The sequence below is a fragment of the Pseudonocardia sp. genome, from assembly GCF_029263155.1.
Taxonomy (GTDB): domain Bacteria; phylum Actinomycetota; class Actinomycetes; order Mycobacteriales; family Pseudonocardiaceae; genus Pseudonocardia.
In genome coordinates this window covers 1-15,750 of the sequence record NZ_JAJCYB010000085.1, presented here as the reverse complement: position 1 = coordinate 15,750, position 15,750 = coordinate 1, and the positions used below count along the sequence as shown (strand labels likewise).

The window sequence follows — 15,750 nt, the reverse complement described above, 5'->3', positions numbered from 1 at the left end:
GGCGATGCTCGTAGGCTATTGGGGTGACGTTGACCCAGCTCGCGTACCTCGTGGCCCTGGCCGACTCGCGCAGCTTCATCCGGGCCGCCGACGTGGCGGGGGTGGCGCAGCCGACGCTGTCGCGGCAGCTGCGGGTGCTGGAGGACGAACTCGGGGCGCCGTTGGTGCAGCGCGGGGGGCGCGAGGGCGTCACGCTGACCCCCGCGGGCGAGGTGGTGCTGCCGTTGGCGCGGCGGATGCTGGCCGACGCCGAGCGCGCCCGCACCGGCGTCGCGGAGCTGATCGGGCTGCGCAGCGGGCGGGTACGGGTCGGAGCCACCCCGTCGCTGTGCATCGGCGTGCTGGCCGACGTGCTGCGCACCTTCCACGAGCAGTACCCCGACGTCCGGCTGGAGCTGGTGGAGAGCGGGTCGCAGCCGCTGGTGCGCTCGCTCGTCCGGGGGGAGCTCGACGTCGCGCTGGTGATCGTGCCGGAGGCAGGCGTCGACCCCGCGCTGCACACCACCCCGCTGCTGCGCGAGCGGTTGTCGGTGGCCTCCCCGGCCTCGGAACGCGCACCGTCCGCGCGCGGGTCGATGACCGTCCGCGAGCTGGCCCGCCGCCCGCTCGTCGTCCCGCGGCAGGGCTACGACGTGCGGGAGGCCACGCTGCGCGCGTACGCCGACGCCGGTGAGACGCCCCGCTTCGCGGTGGAGGGCGGGGAGATGGACGCGGTGCTGCGGCTCGTCGAGGCCGGGACCGGGGTCGCGGTCGTGCCGGACCTGGTCTTCGCCGGTCGTCCCCGGCTGCGGCGCACCGTGCTCACCCCGCCGCTCTACCGGACGGTCGCACTGGCCCGCCGCGCCGACCTGGTCCCCACCCATGCCATGAGTGCGTTCCGCGACACGCTGCTGACGTTCCTCGCCGCGCTGTCCGCAGGCGGCGGGCTGCCCGGCGACGTGCAGGTGCTCCGCCGCCCTGATTAGCTCACCGTATGACCGACGTGCACTTCTACTTCGATCCCGTGTGCCCCTTCGCGTGGATGACCAGCAAGTGGGTGCGGCAGGTGCAGGCCGCGCGCGACTACTCCGTGCAGTGGCGGTTCATCTCGCTGCGCCTGCTGAACTCCCACATCGACTACGACGCGCACTTCCCGCCGGAGTACGAGGCGGGCCACACCGCGGGGCTGCACCTGCTGCGCATGGCCGCCGCCACCCGGGCGGCCCACGGCCACGACGCCGTGGACACGCTGTACGCCGCGCTCGGCGAGGCGATCTTCGAACGCGACCCGGTGCCCGGCGACACCGCTCGCCGGGGCACGGCGGAGTTCGTCGCCCCCGTGCTCGCCGGGCTCGGGCTGCCCGCCGGGCTCGCCGACGCCCTCGACGACCCGGGCTGGGACGGGCAGATCCAGGCCGAGACCGACGAGGCGCTGGCGCTCACCGGCAAGGACGTCGGCACCCCGATCCTGCAGTTCGAGCCCCCGGACGGGGTGGCCTTCTTCGGTCCGGTGATCAGCCGCCTGCCCGCTCCCGACGAGGCCGCGCAGCTGTGGGACCACGTCATCGCGCTCGCCCGCTTCCCCGGGTTCGCCGAGCTCAAGCGCAGCCTGCGTGAGCTGCCCCGGCTCCGGGCGCTCGGCGTCGCCGAGGACGAGGTGGGGGTGCAGCAGGACTGGCACGCCGGGAGCCGGCGGCAGAAGCGGTAGCCGGGAGCGGGATCCCGGTCGGGCGGGGTTCAGTCGGGGGCGGGGTCGTCGCCGAGCTCCTCGACGTCCGCCCCGTGCGCGGCGAGGGCCTCGCGGACCACCCGGTAGGCGATCCCGCCGCCGTAGCCCTTACGAGCGAGCATGCCGACCAGCCGGTTCACCGCCTTCCTGCGCTGCTCCGGGGTGTCGGCGGGTACCGTGCGCAGCTTGCGGTCGACCAGCTCACGGGCGCGCTGCTCCTCCGACGCGGGGTCGACCTCCTGCAGCGCCTCCCCCGCCACCTCGTCGTCGACACCCTTGCGTCGCAGCTCCATCGCGATCGCCCGCCGTGACAGGCCGCGGTAGGCGTGGCGGGAGCGCACGTACTGCCCGGCGAACGCGGCGTCGTCGATGAGGCCGACCTCGTCGAACCGGCTCAGCACGGACTCGGCGGCGTCGACGGGCACGCCGCGCTGCGTCAGCGCCCGGGACAGCTCGTGGCGGGTGCGGGCCCGGTCGGTGAGCAGCCGCAGGCAGATCTCCCGCGCCGCCACCAGCGGATCGGCGTCCGGGTCGATCTGTTTGGGCCCCCAGCCGCGCCGGGCGCCGGCCGTGCGGCCCGCCTCCGGTGCGGCGTCCTGGTCGGCGGCGGAGGAGTCTGCGACATCGGCGACGGGGTCGGCGGCGGGTGCCGTCCGCGCCTCGCCCCGCCGGGCCGCGCGGCTCCCGACCGGGCGCTCCCCGGGAGCCGGTCGGGCCGCGGCCGAGCCACCACCTCGACCTCCGCCCGGCGCGGGCCGGGCACGCCCGCCCGACCCGAGCCGTGCCGTACGGGCCGGCGCATCTGCGGCCGCACCCGGCACCTCCAGCTCGGCCACGGAGACCGACGGGGCGGGCTCCCCCACCTCGCCGAGGCGGGCCAGCGGTGCAACCGGGTCGTCCGGAACGGAGCCGCCGTCGGCAGTGGTCCCGGGGTCGGCGGGATCCCCCGCCGGCCCGATCCGGGCGAGCGCAGCGACCGGCGCGGCCGGCCCGTCGCCGTCGCCGATCGCGTCGAACCGGGCCTCGACGGCCGGGCCGGAGGCCGGCCCGGCGGGGTCGAAGCGGGCGACCCGACGCGGGTCGCCGCCCACGATCAGAAGTCGACGGGCGTCGGGACGGCGGCGTCGGCATCGACGACGGCGCCGATACCCAGCTTCTCCTTGATCCGCTTCTCGATCTCGTTGGCGACGTCGGGGTTCTCCCGCAGGAACTTGCGGGCGTTCTCCTTGCCCTGCCCGAGCTGGTCTCCCTCGTAGGTGTACCAGGCCCCCGACTTGCGGACGAGGCCCTGCTCCACGCCCACGTCGACCAGCGAACCCTCCCGGCTGATGCCGACCCCGTAGAGGATGTCGAACTCGGCCTGCTTGAACGGCGGGGCGACCTTGTTCTTCACGACCTTGACGCGGGTGCGGTTGCCGACCATGTCGGAGCCGTCCTTGAGCGTCTCGATGCGCCGGATGTCGAGGCGGACCGAGGCGTAGAACTTGAGCGCCTTCCCACCGGTGGTGGTCTCCGGCGAGTTGTGCACCACGACGCCGTCGGCGAGGTAGTTGTGCGTGCCCTCGACCTCGATGTCGAACCTGTGCATCGATCGGGTTCGCGGCTTCACACGCACGTCGAGCACGGGCGCCGGGGTCGGCAGGAGGGTGGGTGCGACGAACTCCGGCTCGATCGCGAACCGACCGCGGAACCGCTCCAGCAGCTTGTACTGCATCGTGGGGTGCACGAACGGTGCGATCAGCTCGTGGAGCTTCGCCGTCTCGTCCTTCGCGAAGGACAGCACCGGCACCTGCCGAGCTCCGCGCACGGTGAGGGTGGGGCGGAGGTCGAAGGTATCGGCCAGATGTTCGAGGAGCCGCTCCCGGGAACCCGGGCTGAGCGCCTGCACGCAGATCTCCGAGCGTCCGCTGCCCTCTCGCGTGCGCTCCTGGAGACCTTTCGCCCTCGACTGGAACGAACCGTCGTCGCAATACCAGATCGCGAGCGAGAGCGGGGTGAGCGCCTTGAGGTACTCCCACGAGAGGTGCTTGTGCCCGTCACCGAGATAGACGGCCTGCCGTACCTCGGCCAGCTCCGGGAGCGGGCTGAGGTCGACGAAGCCCGCGCCCGTGGCGTTGGTCCGGCGGCTCTGACCGATGTTGCCGAGCAGCGACGCCTTCCAGTCGAGGTAGTCGATCTGCTTCGCACCGTGGCCCATCCGGAACCGGGTGCCGAGGCTGCCGGGGATCCGGCTGGGCGAGAGGTTGGCGTCACCCATCAGCGCGCCGAGCACGATCTGCCACTGCTGCTGCCCCAACCGGTACGGCTGGGACAGCAACACCCGATCACCGACCGCGAGCTCGCCCGCTTCCCGCCATCCACCAGGGGTGTGCACGAGGTGATTGGCCGTGAGTCCCATCTGAGCGCGCCCGTTGCCGCCGGGACGGGCCACCGTGATCTGCAGGAACTGCTCGGTCGGGCCGTTGTCGAACCAGTTGACGACCTTCTTCGGCACGATCTGACCCAGGTCCGGGTCGTAGGACAGCACCTCGACCGGGAGCTTCTGGTTGACGATCTTGCCGATCTTCTCCTGACTGCCGTCGGCGAGCGTGATCCGGGTGCCGTAGGACAGGCAGCCGAACATGACCCCGATCTTCTCGCGCAGCTGGTTGATGAAGATCATCGTGGTGCCGGAGTTGCTGAGCGCGCCGGTGATCTTGCGCAGTGCCTGGCTCATCAGCCGGGCCTGCAGGCCGACGTGGCTGTCGCCCATCTCCCCCTCGATCTCGGCGCGGGGCACGAGCGCGGCCACCGAGTCGACGACGATCAGGTCGAGCGCGCCGGAGCGGATCAGCATGTCGGCGATCTCGAGCGCCTGCTCCCCCGTGTCGGGCTGGGAGACGAGCAGGTTGTCGGTGTCGACCCCGAGCGCCTTGGCGTACTCTGGGTCGAGCGCGTGCTCGGCGTCGATGAAGGCGACGATGCCGCCCGCGGCCTGCGCGTTGGCCACGCAGTGCAGCGCGACCGTGGTCTTGCCGCTGGACTCCGGGCCGTAGACCTCCACGATGCGCCCGCGGGGCAGGCCGCCCACGCCCAGCGCGACGTCGAGGGCGATCGAACCCGTGGGGATGATGCCGACGGGCGGGCGGGTGTCGTCGCCGAGGCGCATCACCGAACCCTTGCCGTGGTTCTTCTCGATCTGCGCCAGGGCGAGCTCGAGCGCCTTCTCGCGGTCGGGTGTGCTCATCGCCGGGTCTCCACCTCGTGTGCTGTTCGACGTCTTGCGTGACTGGTGCCGACGGTAGGGGCGACCACCGACAATCTGCGGGCGAGGTCCGGACCTGTGGACGGCCACCACCCGATGTGGACAACACTCTAGCGAACACCTGTTCGACCGCGACGGGCGACACGCCGGGCGCCCGGTGGCGGTCACCGTCGCGACGGCGGCACGTCGTAGGCCGCGCACACCGCCCGCCACACCTCGCGCGGGTCGATGCCGTGCTCCAGCGCCTGCTCCACCGTCCGGCCGCCGAGCTCGGCGAACACGTGGTCCTGGGCCACCGCGGCCGCACGCACGGCCCCGAACTCGTCGGCCATCAGCTCCCGGAACTGGGTCAGTCGCACCCCTGCACGCTAGCGTCGCCGTCCATGACGGCACCCCTGCCCCGGGTCTGGGCCGCGCTCGGCGGAGCCGCCGCCGACCTCGCCCGGCTCACCGTCACCGGCCCGACCACGACCCTGACCTCGACGTTCGCCGTCACCGACGCCGGCGTCGCCGCGGTCGGCGCGAGCCTGCTCGCGGCCACCGACGGGGCGGTCGCGCTGGACACCCGCCGGCTCGCCGTGGCCCTGCGCAGCGAGCGGTACCTGCTCCGCGACGGGCGGTCGCCCGGCTCCCCGTTCGACCCGCTGTCGACGTTCCACCGCACCGCGGACGGCTGGATCCGGCTGCACGCGAACTACCCGTGGCACCGCGCCGCCGCGCTGCGCGTGCTCCACTGCGCCGAGGAGGAGGTGCCAGCGGCGATCGCCGGCCGGGCGGGCGTCGAACTGGAGAACGCGCTGCACGCGACCGGGGGCGTCGCCGCGGCGGTGCGCACGGCGGCGAGCTGGCGCTCCGAGTACGGCGTGGCGCCGCCGCTCGTCGAGCACCGGGTCGTCGGCGACGCCCCGCCCCGGCCGGCGCGCCGCCCCCGCGTGCTCGACCTCACCCGCGTCATCGCCGGTCCCGTCGCCACCCGCACGCTGGCCGTCCACGGCGCCGACGTGCTGCGCCTGGACCCGCCGGACCGTCCGGAGATCCCGCTGCAGGCCCTCGACACCCTGCCCGGCAAGCGCTCCGCGCTGCTCGACCTGCGTGACACCGCCACCCGCGAGGAACTGCTGGCCGGCGCGGACGTCGTCGTCACCGGCTACCGGCCCGGGGCGCTGGACCGGTTCGGGCTCGCCCCGGGCGCGCTGGCGCGGCGGCATCCCGGGCTCGTCGTCGTCACGCTCTCCGCGTGGGGGGAGCAGGGGCCGTGGGGACGGCGCCGCGGATTCGACAGCCTGGTGCAGGCCGCCTGCGGGATCGCCGTGGCGGAGGGACGGGCGGACGGGACGCCCGGCGCGCTGCCTGCGCAGGTCCTCGACCACGCCACCGGCTACCTCGCCGCGGCCGCCGCCCTGCTCGCGCTGCGCAGGCAGCGGCGCGAGGGCGGCACGCACCACGTGCGGCTGTCGCTGGTCGGGACGGCGTCGTGGCTGCAGGGGCTCCCCCGACCCGCGCCCAGGCCGGTACCCGAGGTCGACCCCGAGCCCCACCTGGAACGGGTGGGCCCGCTCACCCTCGCGTCACCCCCCGGAACCGTCGACGGTCGACCGCTGCACTGGCCGCCCCCTCCGCCGTCCTTCGGAACGGAGGAGCCGCGGTGGCGGTAACGTCGGGCCCATGGACCTCACGGGCGACCCCACCGGCTTCTCCTCGCCGCTCGGGCAGCTCGTGGTGCTGGCGGCCCTGCTGACCTCGCTCGTGCTGCTGCTGCGCTGGTGGTGGCAGAACCGCGGGAAGGGCTGATCCGGGAAGGACCGATCTAGGTGTGCTCGGCCAGGTACTCGTCCGAGCCGGTGTCGGAGTAGTCCAGCCCGGCGCCGTGGGCGTGCTCGCGCTTGAACGCCGCGAACTGCTCGCCCACGCGCTCCCGCACCTCGAGCGAGGTCTTCTCCAGGAACGGGGCGAGGTCGTCGCGCTCCTCCTCGGCGAGGTGCTCGTCGTTGGCCGCCCGGGCGTCGGAGATCCCGGCCCACCACTCGTCGCTGCCCGGCTCGGCCGCGGCGGCGCGGCGGATGCCGTGGCGGATCTCGTCGTGGTCGGAGACGGCGTCCTCGGTCTCGTCCACCATGCCGTCCACCCGGTCGAGCAGCTGCGGGTAGAAGAACTCCTCCTCGGCGGTGGCGTGCACCTCCAGCTCGGCGGCGAGCGGCCCCCAGACGGCGGCGGCCGCGGTCGCGTCGTCGCGCAGCGTGTCCAGCTCCGCGAACCGGGCGCGGAAGGACTCGTGGTCGTCGAGGATCAAGCGGATGACATCGGGCCTGGTGGCGGACATGGTGGTGGGCTCCTGTCGGTTCGGTCGCCAGCTCGTTCCCCCGCGGGGCGGGCCGTCAAACACGACGACCGGCGCCGGACTGTCGGACCCCCGGCGCATGATGGAGGCCATGACCCCGCTCGCCGGATTCTCCGCCGCCACCCGTGACTGGTTCACGGGTGCCTTCGCCGCGCCCACCGCGGCGCAGGAGGGGGCGTGGGCGGCGGCCCGGGCAGGGCGGCACGCGCTGGTCGTCGCGCCGACGGGTTCGGGCAAGACGCTCGCGGCGTTCCTGTGGGCGCTCGACCGGCTGGCGGCCACGCCGGTGCCGCAGGATCCCCGGCAGCGCTGCCGGGTGCTCTACGTGTCGCCGCTCAAGGCCCTGGCCGTCGACGTGCAGCGCAACCTGCGCTCGCCACTGGCGGGCATCCGGCAGGCCTCGCAGCGCCTGGGTCTGCCCGTCCCGGAGATCACCGTGGGCATGCGTACCGGCGACACCCCGGCCGACGAGCGGCGCCTGTTCATGCGCACCCCGCCCGACGTGCTGGTCACCACGCCCGAGTCGCTGTTCCTGATCCTCACCTCGGCGGCGCGCGAGTCGTTGCGGGGCGTGCAGACCGTCGTCCTCGACGAGGTGCACGCCGTGGCCGGCACCAAGCGCGGCGCGCACCTGGCCCTGTCGCTCGAACGCCTCGACGAGCTGCTGGAGCGGCCGGCGCAGCGGATCGGGCTCTCGGCCACGGTGCGCCCGATCGACGAGGTGTCCGCGTTCCTCGCGGGCGCGCGACCGGTGGAGATCGTGCAGCCGCCGATCCCGAAGACGATCGAGGTCACCGTCGAGGTGCCGGTACCGGACCTGGCCGCGCTCGACGAGCGGCCCGCGCCGGGCAGCTCCGACGAGGAGGTCATCGGGTCGGCCGCGGGCACGGCGCAGCGGCCCTCGATCTGGCCCGCGGTGGAGCGGCGGCTGCTGGAGCTCGTGCGGGAGCACCGCTCCACGATCGTGTTCTCCAACTCGCGGCGCCTGGCCGAGCGGTTGACGGCCAAGCTCAACGAACTGGCCGCCGAGGAGTCCGAGGACGCGGCCGACCTCGATGAGTTCCCCGCCGAGGCCGTCGGGCAGTCGGGCATCGGGAGCGGGGCGCCGCCCGTGGTCGCGAAGGCCCACCACGGTTCGATGTCGCGCGAGCAGCGCACGCTGGTCGAGGAGGAGCTCAAGGCCGGGTTGCTGCCGTGCGTGGTGGCCACGTCGAGCCTGGAGCTGGGCATCGACATGGGCGCGGTCGACCTCGTCGTGCAGGTCGAGGCGCCGCCCAGCGTGGCGTCCGGGCTGCAGCGGGTCGGGCGGGCCGGACACCAGGTCGGGGCGATCTCCACCGGCGTGGTGTTCCCCAAGTTCCGGGGCGATCTCGTGTCCTGCGCCGTGGTGGCCGAGCGGATGACCGTCGGCGCCATCGAGTCGATGCGCTACCCGCGCAACCCGCTCGACGTGCTGGCCCAGCAGGTCGTCGCGATGGTGGCGCTGGAGCCGTGGGCCCTGCCCGACCTCGCGCGTGTCGTGCGCCGCGCCGCACCGTTCGCGGCGCTGCCCGAGTCGGCGCTGCACTCGGTGCTCGACATGCTGGCCGGGCGCTACCCGTCCGAGGAGTTCGGTGAGCTGCGGGCCCGGATCACGTGGGATCGGGTGACCGACACCCTCGCGGGGCGGCCGGGCGCGCAGCGGCTCGCCGTCACCTCCGGGGGCACGATCCCCGACCGCGGGCTGTTCACCGTCATGACGCCGGGCGGGGCCGACGGCGCGGGCTCGCGGGTCGGCGAGCTCGACGAGGAGATGGTCTACGAGTCGCGCGTGGGCGACACGTTCCTGCTCGGCACGTCGAGCTGGCGGGTCGAGGACATCACGCACGACCGCGTGATCGTCACCCCGGCGCCGGGGGTGCCCGCCCGGATGCCGTTCTGGAAGGGGGAGTCGATCGGGCGGCCGCTGGAGCTGGGGCGCGCGGTCGGGGCGTTCGTGCGGGAGATGTCGGCGCTGCCGGACACCGCGGCGCGCGAGCGGGCGGCGGCGGGGCTCGACGCGTGGGCGATCGACAACCTGGTCGCCTACCTGCACGAGCAGCGCGAGGCGACGCGGCACGTCCCGAGCGACCGCACGATCCTCGTGGAGCGCTTCCGCGACGAGCTGGGCGACTGGCGGCTGGTGGTGCACTCGCCGTTCGGGCGCCAGGTCAACGGCCCGTGGGCGCTCGCCATCGCCGCGCGGATGCGGGAACGGCGCGGGGTGGAGTGCCAGGCCTCGGGGGCCGACGACGGGATCGTGCTGCGCCTGCCCGACGCCGTGGACGACAGCGGGAACGAGGTCGTCCCGACCGCCGAGGACGTCCTGCTCGACCCGGGAGAGGTGGAGCAGATCGTGGTCGCGGAGCTGGGCGGGTCGTCGCTGTACGCCTCACGGTTCCGGGAGTGCGCGGCACGCTCGCTGTTGCTGCCCCGGAGGGACCCCAAGCGGCGGTCGCCGCTGTGGCAGCAGCGGCAGCGCTCGGCCCAGCTGCTGGCGGTGGCCGGGCGCTACGAGCAGTTCCCGGTCACCCTCGAGGCGATGCGCGAGTGCGTGCAGGACGTCTACGACCTGCCGGGCCTGCGCGGGCTGATGGCCGAGGTGCAGGCCCGCACGGTGCGGGTCGTCGAGGTGAACACGCCGGCGCCGTCACCGTTCGCGCGCAGCCTGCTGTTCGGCTACGTCGGGATGTTCCTCTACGAGGCCGACGCCCCGCTGGCCGAGCGCCGGGCCGCGGCACTGGCGCTGGACTCCACCCTGCTCGCCGAGCTGCTCGGGTCGGAGGCCATCCGGGAGCTGCTCGATCCCGAGGTGCTCGCCGAGGTCGAGGCGTCGCTGCAGCGGCTCGCCCCGGACCGGCACGCCCGCGACGCCGAGGGGGCCGCCGACCTGCTGCGCTTCCTCGGCGACCTCACCACCTCCGAGGCCACGGCCCGCGGCGTCGCCCCGGAGTGGCTGGCGTCACTGGAGTCGGCGCGTCGGGTGATCCGCGTCCGGATGGGCAACGAGGAACGCTGGCTCGCCGTCGAGGACGCCGGGCGCGTGCGCGACGCGCTCGGGGCGGCGCTGCCGGTCGGGGTGCCGGAGGCCTTCACCGAGCCGGTCGCCGATCCGCTGGGCGATCTCGTGCTGCGCTACGCCCGCACCCACGGGCCGTTCGCGGCGGCCGACTGTGCGGTGCGGTTCGGGCTGGGGGTGGCCGTCGTCGCCGGGGTGCTCGACCGGCTCGTCGGGTCCGGGCGGGTCGCCCGGGGCGAGCTGCGGCCCGGGGCCGACGGTATCGAGTACTGCGACGCCGAGGTGCTGCGGCGGCTGCGGCGCGCCTCGCTGGCCCGGCTGCGGGCGGAGGTGGAGCCCGTCGAGCAACGGGCGCTGGGCCGGTTCCTGCCCGCATGGCAGGGGGTGCAGACCGGGGCCGGTGGTGGCCGGCGCGGCCGGATGCGACGGGCGCCCGCCGCGGAGGACGTGCTCGGGGTGGTGGAGCAGCTGGCCGGGGCGCCGCTCCCGGCGAGTGCGCTGGAGTCGCTGATCCTGCCCGCCCGGCTGCCCGGGTACACGCCCGCGCTGCTCGACGAGCTCACGGCCGCGGGCGAGGTCACCTGGACCGGCTGCGGGCCGCTGGCCGGCGGCGACGGCTGGCTGGCGATCGCGCCCGCCGACGTCGCCGACCTGCTGCTCCCGGAACCGGAGACCGACGTCGCCGGGACCCCCCTGCACCGGGCGCTGCTCGCCGCGCTCGGCCGGCCCGATCCCGCGCTGCCGCCCACCGGGGGCGGGGCGCTGTTCTTCAGGGAGCTGGCCGACCGGGCCGGGCGGGTGCTGGTGGACGCCGGGGAGCCGGGCCCCGGCGACGACGCCACGGTCGCCGCGATCTGGGACCTGGTGTGGGCCGGGCTGCTCAGCAACGACACGCTCGGTCCGCTGCGCGCCCGGCTCGGCGGCGGGTCGGGCGGGCGGGGCGGGGCGCACCGCACCCGGCGCACGGCGTCGCGGGGCCGGTACGCGCAGCTGCGCGCCGGGCGTCCCGCGATGCCCAGCCGTGGCGGCCCCCCGTCGGTGGGCGGGCGGTGGGCGCTGGCCGTCGACCGCGAGCCCGACCCGACCCGTCGCGCCCACGCCCGGGCGGAGGCGTTCCTGGAACGTCACGGCGTGCTCACCCGCGGGGCCCTGGGCACCGAGCGGGTCACCGGCGGGTTCGCGGCCGTCTACCGGGTCCTGCGGGCCATGGAGGACTCCGGGCGTGCGCGGCGCGGGTACGTCGTGGAGGGGCTGGGGGCGGCGCAGTTCGCCGTGCCCGGGGCGATCGACCGGCTGCGGGCGATGTCGCGCCCCGACGGGTCCCCGGACCCCGGGGAGCACGGCGCGGCCGGCGAGCTGTCGCGGGTGGTGCTGGCCGCGGCCGACCCCGCCCAGCCCTACGGTGCGGCGCTGTCCTGGCCGGGCACCGTCGGCGACACCAAGCACCGGCCGGGGCGCAAGGCCGGGGCTCTCGTGGTGCTCGTGGAGGGGGCCCCGGCGCTGTACGTCGAGCGGGGCGGGAGGTCGTTGCTGTCGTTCACCGCCGAGCGTGCGGAGCTGGCCGCCGCGGCGCAGGCCCTGGCGGGGGCGGTCCACGAGGGCTGGCTGGGGTCGATCGCGGTGGAGAAGGCCGACGGGGTCGGGTCGCTGGGCTCGGAGCTGGCCGACGTGCTCACCGAGGCCGGTTTCCGCGTCACACCCAAGGGGCTGCGGCTGCGGGCCTGACCCGCGCGGCGGCGACCGGGAGCGGCACGCACGACCTCGCGGGTGCTACCGCACAGCGGGCCCCGGACCGGCCGGCGCGGGCCGGGGCGCGCAGCACGGGCAGGCCGATCCGGGCGGGTCGGTCGTCGGTGCGGCACCGCGGCGGATCGTCGACCACCCGCCGACCACCGGGTGCGGCGACGGGGCGAGTCGCCGGTGGAGCCGCTCGCCCGAGGATCGGTCGGCCTGGGAGGCTGGGCCCGTGACCACACCCCCCGCCGACTGGCGTGCGGCCCTGGCCGCGCACCCGCCCCGCCCGCTGGACCCGGCACAGATGGGGCACGTGGTGGTCGTCGCCACCCACCCGGCCGACGCGGTGCGCGCCGTCGGCACGACGATGCGTGCGGTGCACGACGCGGGCGCGCGGCTGGAGCTGGTGATCGTCACCGAGGACGGGCCGGGGGGAGGCGGGGCCGCGAGCGGCGGGCCGCCGGGTCCGGCCGACATCCCCGTCCACCATCTCGGGCTCGCCGATCCGGACCCCGGCCTGCTGGCCCGCACCCTCGCCCCGCTGCTGCACGACGCGGACGCCTACCTTGCGCCCTGGGCCGGGGACCCGGACCCCGCACACGCCGCCGCCGGGCGGGCCGCGGCCGCCGCGGCACCGGTCACGGCCTGCGGTTGGGGGTACCCGGTCGGGATGTGGTCCCGGATGCGCCCCGACGACCCGTCGATCCCCTGGGCCCACGCGTTCGCCCACGGCCCGGGGCCCGGAGGCGCCGCCGGGCCCGAGGTGGTGTTCCGCATCCCGCGCGTCGACGGCGCCCCGCTGTCCCGGTTCGACGAGCTCTACGCCGGGACCGACGGTGCGGGCGACGGCGACCCGTGGGAGACGCGCACGAGCTGGTACGAACGCCGCAAGCGCGCCGTCGTGCTGGCCTGCCTGCCCGCGGAGCGCTACCGGCACGCCGCCGAACCCGCCTGCGGCACCGGCGCGCTCACGCGCGAGCTGGCCGCCCGCTGCGACCGCCTCGACGCCTCCGACTTCTCCCCCGCGGCGGTCGCGCAGACCGCGGCGGCCACCGCGGGGCTGACGCACGTCGGGGTGACCCGGGTCGCGTTGCCCGACCCGGCGGCGCTGCCCGCCGGGATCGACCTCGCCGTGCTCGGCGAGGTGCTCTACTACCTGGCCGCCGCCGACCTCGCCCGCAGCGTGGACCGCCTCGCCGAGGCCCTGGAACCCGGTGGCGACGTCGTGCTGGTGCACTGGGACGGCTGGCCCGCCGAGGCCCCCCGCGACGGGGCCGCCGCGCACCGGATCCTCATCGACGACCCCCGCTTCGAGCTGCTCGTCGAGCACGCGGACGAGGAGTTCCTGGTGCACGTGCTGCGCCGCTGGTGAGGGCCTGCCGAGCCGGCCGCCATGATCGGCGGTTGCGGTGCAGGGACGACGGCCCTGTCGCTCCTGCACCGCAGGCGATGATCACGTGGCGGCGCGGCGCCTGCGCCGGCTCGGCCGGTGACCCGACGCGTGTCGCCTGGGTCTGGCCGGGCGGGTCCGTCGGGCGCCCTGCGGAACGGCCGGCGGGGGCGGAGCCGGCGGCACCGTCAGCAGCGGTTCGGCGGCCACGCGGCGGAACACGATGCGCTGCTGCACCAGCGTCCAGACGTTGTTCGTGAACCAGTACAGCAGGATCGCCACCGGGAACGGGAAGAACAGCCCGCCGAGCACCGCGCCGAGCGGGAAGACCCACGGCGTCCAGCGCATGATCGACGCAGCGGGGCCCTCCAGGGTCTGCTGGGCCAGCGAGTGCCGCGCCGAGAAGTGCGTGGCGACGGCCGCGAGCAGCATCAGCGGCAGCGCGACGGCCGCGACCTCCCAGCGCGCGACGTGCACGCCGAACGAGTGGAGCAGGTCCTGCGGCATCGACAGGTACGACGACAGCGGTGCCCCGAACAGCCGCGCCTGCAGGAACGAGCGCACCTCGTCGGGGGCGAAGGCGTAGTTGGGCAGCGCCGCATTCTGCTCGAACGAGAGCCCCGGGCGGTTGAAGCCGTGCAGCACGTGCAGCAGCCCGAGGAACACCGGTATCTGGAGCAGCGCGGGCAGCAGGGCGCCCAGGGTGCTGACCCCGTGCGCGCCCTGCAGGGCCCGGGTCTCCTGCACCAGCCGGGCTGGGTCGTCGCGGTGGCGCCTGCGCAGCTCGGCCAGCTGGGGCGCGATGGCCCGCATCCGGCGGCCGGAGCGCACCGACGACAGGAACGGTCTGATCATGACGGCGCGCAGGGTGAGGACGAGCAGCACGACGGCGAGCGCCCAGGCGACACCGCTCGCGGGTCCGAGCAGCAGGCCCAGGACCTCGTGCCAGAACCACATGACGGCGGACACGGCGTAGTACAGGGGATCGAGCAGCAAGGCGGCACTCCAGGGCAGCCGGGACGGGGGACGCGTGTCCGGCGGTGGTGCCCAGGAGGGGTGCTACCTGAAGGGGTGCTACCGGGAGGGTGCTACCCGGTGGGGCCTGCCGCCGGGAGCAGGCCCGACGGTGCGCGGGAGCGGGTGTGGCCCGGGGCGTCCGGGTCCCGCTGGCGAGGTGCGGCGAGACGGGCGAGTGCCCGGCGGTGCTCACGGGCCGCCACGGCGACACCCGCGGGTAGGGCGGGCGGCACGGCGGGCCGGGCGGCCCCCCAGGCGAGCAGCAGGGCCCCGACGGCGCCGATCAGCAGCGACGGCTCGGCGAGCGCGCCGTCGGCCATCGAGGCGCCGAGCAGGACCGACAGCAGCAACAGGGCACCGCTGACCTGTGCCCACGTCCCGCGCATGCAGCCACCGTACCCGGCGTGGCACGGCGGCGGACGAGTCGCGGCGCTAGGTTCGACCGGTGCCCGAGGGTGACACCGTCTACCTCGCCGGGAAGCGCCTGCGCGCCGCGCTCACCGGTGGGACGCTGCTGCGCGGCGAGCTGCGCCATCCCCGGCTGGCCGAGCACGACCTCGCCGGGCGCACCGTCACGGGTGTGGTGTCGGTCGGCAAGCACCTGTTCACCCGCTTCGACGACGGCCGCAGCCTGCACAGCCACTTCCGGATGGACGGGTCCTGGCACCTCTACCGGCCCGGGATGTCCTGGCAGCGGCCCGCGCACGAGGCCCGGGCGGTGCTGGAGACCGCCGAGCGCGTCGCCGTCGGGTTCGCGTTGCACGACCTGGAGCTGCTGCCCACCGCGGACGAGTCGCGCCTGGTCGGGCACCTGGGCCCGGACCTGCTCGACCCGGGCTGGTCCGACGCTCACGCCGCCGAGGCGCTGCGCCGCCTCACCGCCCGCGGCGGCTCCGAGATCGGGCTGGTGCTGCTGGAGCAGCGCGTGCTGGCCGGCGTCGGCAACCTGTACAAGACCGAGGTCTGCTTCCTGCGCGGCCTGTCCCCGTGGACGCTCACCCGCGACGTGCCCGACCCGGCCGCCGTCATCGCGTGCGCCCGCGAGCTGCTGCTGCGCAACGCCGACCGCCCCGAACAGTCGACCACCGGCGAGCTGGGCCGCGACCAGCACTGGGTGTTCGAGCGCGGCCGCAGGCCGTGCCGCCGTTGCGGCACCCGCATCCGGATGGCCGAGCAGGGCGACGGCGTCTACGCCCGAATCGCCTACTGGTGCCCCACCTGCCAGCCCGGCGCCACCCCGGCCCGCCGCCGCCGCTGAGCCCGCCCCGGAACCGCAGTGGGG

The 15,750-nt window shown here is 75.4% G+C and carries 12 protein-coding genes and 3 pseudogenes; 7 read left to right on the top strand and 8 right to left on the bottom strand.

The window, feature by feature from the left end; all coding sequences use genetic code 11:
* Positions 1 to 23 precede the first annotated feature (23 nt).
* Both Q1K26_RS17550 and Q1K26_RS17545 read left to right on the top strand, forming a co-directional pair.
* Entirely contained in the window at positions 24 to 965 is a 942-nt protein-coding gene (locus Q1K26_RS17550) for a LysR substrate-binding domain-containing protein (RefSeq protein WP_300013795.1), read from the top strand.
* An 8-nt stretch (positions 966 to 973) separates the two neighbouring features.
* On the top strand, positions 974 to 1,687 hold the full coding sequence (locus Q1K26_RS17545) for a hypothetical protein (RefSeq protein WP_300013792.1): 714 nt from the start codon (positions 974 to 976) through the stop codon (positions 1,685 to 1,687).
* Between the two features lie 29 nt (positions 1,688 to 1,716).
* Here the strand turns inward: Q1K26_RS17545 and Q1K26_RS28795 are convergent, their stop codons facing one another.
* The 5 genes and pseudogenes from Q1K26_RS28795 to Q1K26_RS17520 form a co-directional block, all read right to left on the bottom strand.
* A complete protein-coding gene (locus Q1K26_RS28795) occupies positions 1,717 to 2,799 on the bottom strand; it encodes a RecX family transcriptional regulator (protein ID WP_363320488.1) in 1,083 nt (360 codons plus the stop codon).
* Positions 2,800 to 2,801: 2 nt separating this feature from the next.
* Positions 2,802 to 3,227, bottom strand: a pseudogene (locus tag Q1K26_RS17535) (DNA recombination/repair protein RecA); the annotation flags it as partial.
* Positions 3,228 to 3,230: 3 nt separating this feature from the next.
* Positions 3,231 to 4,106, bottom strand: a pseudogene (locus tag Q1K26_RS17530) (recombinase RecA); the annotation flags it as partial.
* Positions 4,092 to 4,934: pseudogene (gene recA / locus Q1K26_RS17525) on the bottom strand (recombinase RecA); the annotation flags it as partial. The pseudogenes recA and Q1K26_RS17530, both read right to left, overlap by 15 nt.
* A gap of 182 nt (positions 4,935 to 5,116) precedes the next feature.
* A complete protein-coding gene (locus Q1K26_RS17520) occupies positions 5,117 to 5,311 on the bottom strand; it encodes a DUF3046 domain-containing protein (protein ID WP_300013789.1) in 195 nt (64 codons plus the stop codon).
* A 24-nt stretch (positions 5,312 to 5,335) separates the two neighbouring features.
* Between Q1K26_RS17520 and Q1K26_RS17515 the strand changes: the two genes are divergently transcribed.
* Positions 5,336 to 6,607 carry a CoA transferase gene (locus tag Q1K26_RS17515; RefSeq protein ID WP_300013786.1) on the top strand — a complete coding sequence of 424 codons (1,272 nt, stop codon included), beginning with the start codon at positions 5,336 to 5,338 and terminating at the stop codon, positions 6,605 to 6,607.
* Between the two features lie 10 nt (positions 6,608 to 6,617).
* Positions 6,618 to 6,743, top strand: a complete 126-nt coding sequence (locus Q1K26_RS17510; RefSeq protein WP_300013783.1) for a hypothetical protein — start codon at positions 6,618 to 6,620, stop codon at positions 6,741 to 6,743.
* A gap of 16 nt (positions 6,744 to 6,759) precedes the next feature.
* Here Q1K26_RS17510 and Q1K26_RS17505 read toward each other — a convergent pair whose 3' ends face one another.
* Positions 6,760 to 7,272: a hemerythrin domain-containing protein gene (locus tag Q1K26_RS17505; RefSeq protein ID WP_300013780.1), complete on the bottom strand. Its 513-nt coding sequence runs from the start codon at positions 7,270 to 7,272 to the stop codon at positions 6,760 to 6,762.
* A 109-nt stretch (positions 7,273 to 7,381) separates the two neighbouring features.
* Between Q1K26_RS17505 and Q1K26_RS17500 the strand changes: the two genes are divergently transcribed.
* Both Q1K26_RS17500 and Q1K26_RS17495 read left to right on the top strand, forming a co-directional pair.
* On the top strand, positions 7,382 to 12,052 hold the full coding sequence (locus tag Q1K26_RS17500) for an ATP-dependent helicase (RefSeq protein ID WP_300013777.1): 4,671 nt from the start codon (positions 7,382 to 7,384) through the stop codon (positions 12,050 to 12,052).
* A gap of 241 nt (positions 12,053 to 12,293) precedes the next feature.
* On the top strand, positions 12,294 to 13,433 hold the full coding sequence (locus Q1K26_RS17495) for a methyltransferase (RefSeq protein ID WP_300013774.1): 1,140 nt from the start codon (positions 12,294 to 12,296) through the stop codon (positions 13,431 to 13,433).
* An 81-nt stretch (positions 13,434 to 13,514) separates the two neighbouring features.
* On the opposite strand, the gene yidC is transcribed toward Q1K26_RS17495, so the two are convergent.
* Both yidC and Q1K26_RS17485 read right to left on the bottom strand, forming a co-directional pair.
* The gene (gene yidC, locus Q1K26_RS17490) at positions 13,515 to 14,447 is read right to left on the bottom strand and encodes a membrane protein insertase YidC (protein WP_300013771.1); all 933 of its coding nucleotides are present in this window, start codon (positions 14,445 to 14,447) and stop codon (positions 13,515 to 13,517) included.
* Positions 14,448 to 14,539: 92 nt separating this feature from the next.
* Positions 14,540 to 14,854 carry a DUF6412 domain-containing protein gene (locus Q1K26_RS17485; protein ID WP_300013768.1) on the bottom strand — a complete coding sequence of 105 codons (315 nt, stop codon included), beginning with the start codon at positions 14,852 to 14,854 and terminating at the stop codon, positions 14,540 to 14,542.
* 59 nt (positions 14,855 to 14,913) lie between these two features.
* Between Q1K26_RS17485 and Q1K26_RS17480 the strand changes: the two genes are divergently transcribed.
* Positions 14,914 to 15,726 carry a DNA-formamidopyrimidine glycosylase family protein gene (locus Q1K26_RS17480; protein ID WP_300013765.1) on the top strand — a complete coding sequence of 271 codons (813 nt, stop codon included), beginning with the start codon at positions 14,914 to 14,916 and terminating at the stop codon, positions 15,724 to 15,726.
* Positions 15,727 to 15,750 lie beyond the last annotated feature (24 nt).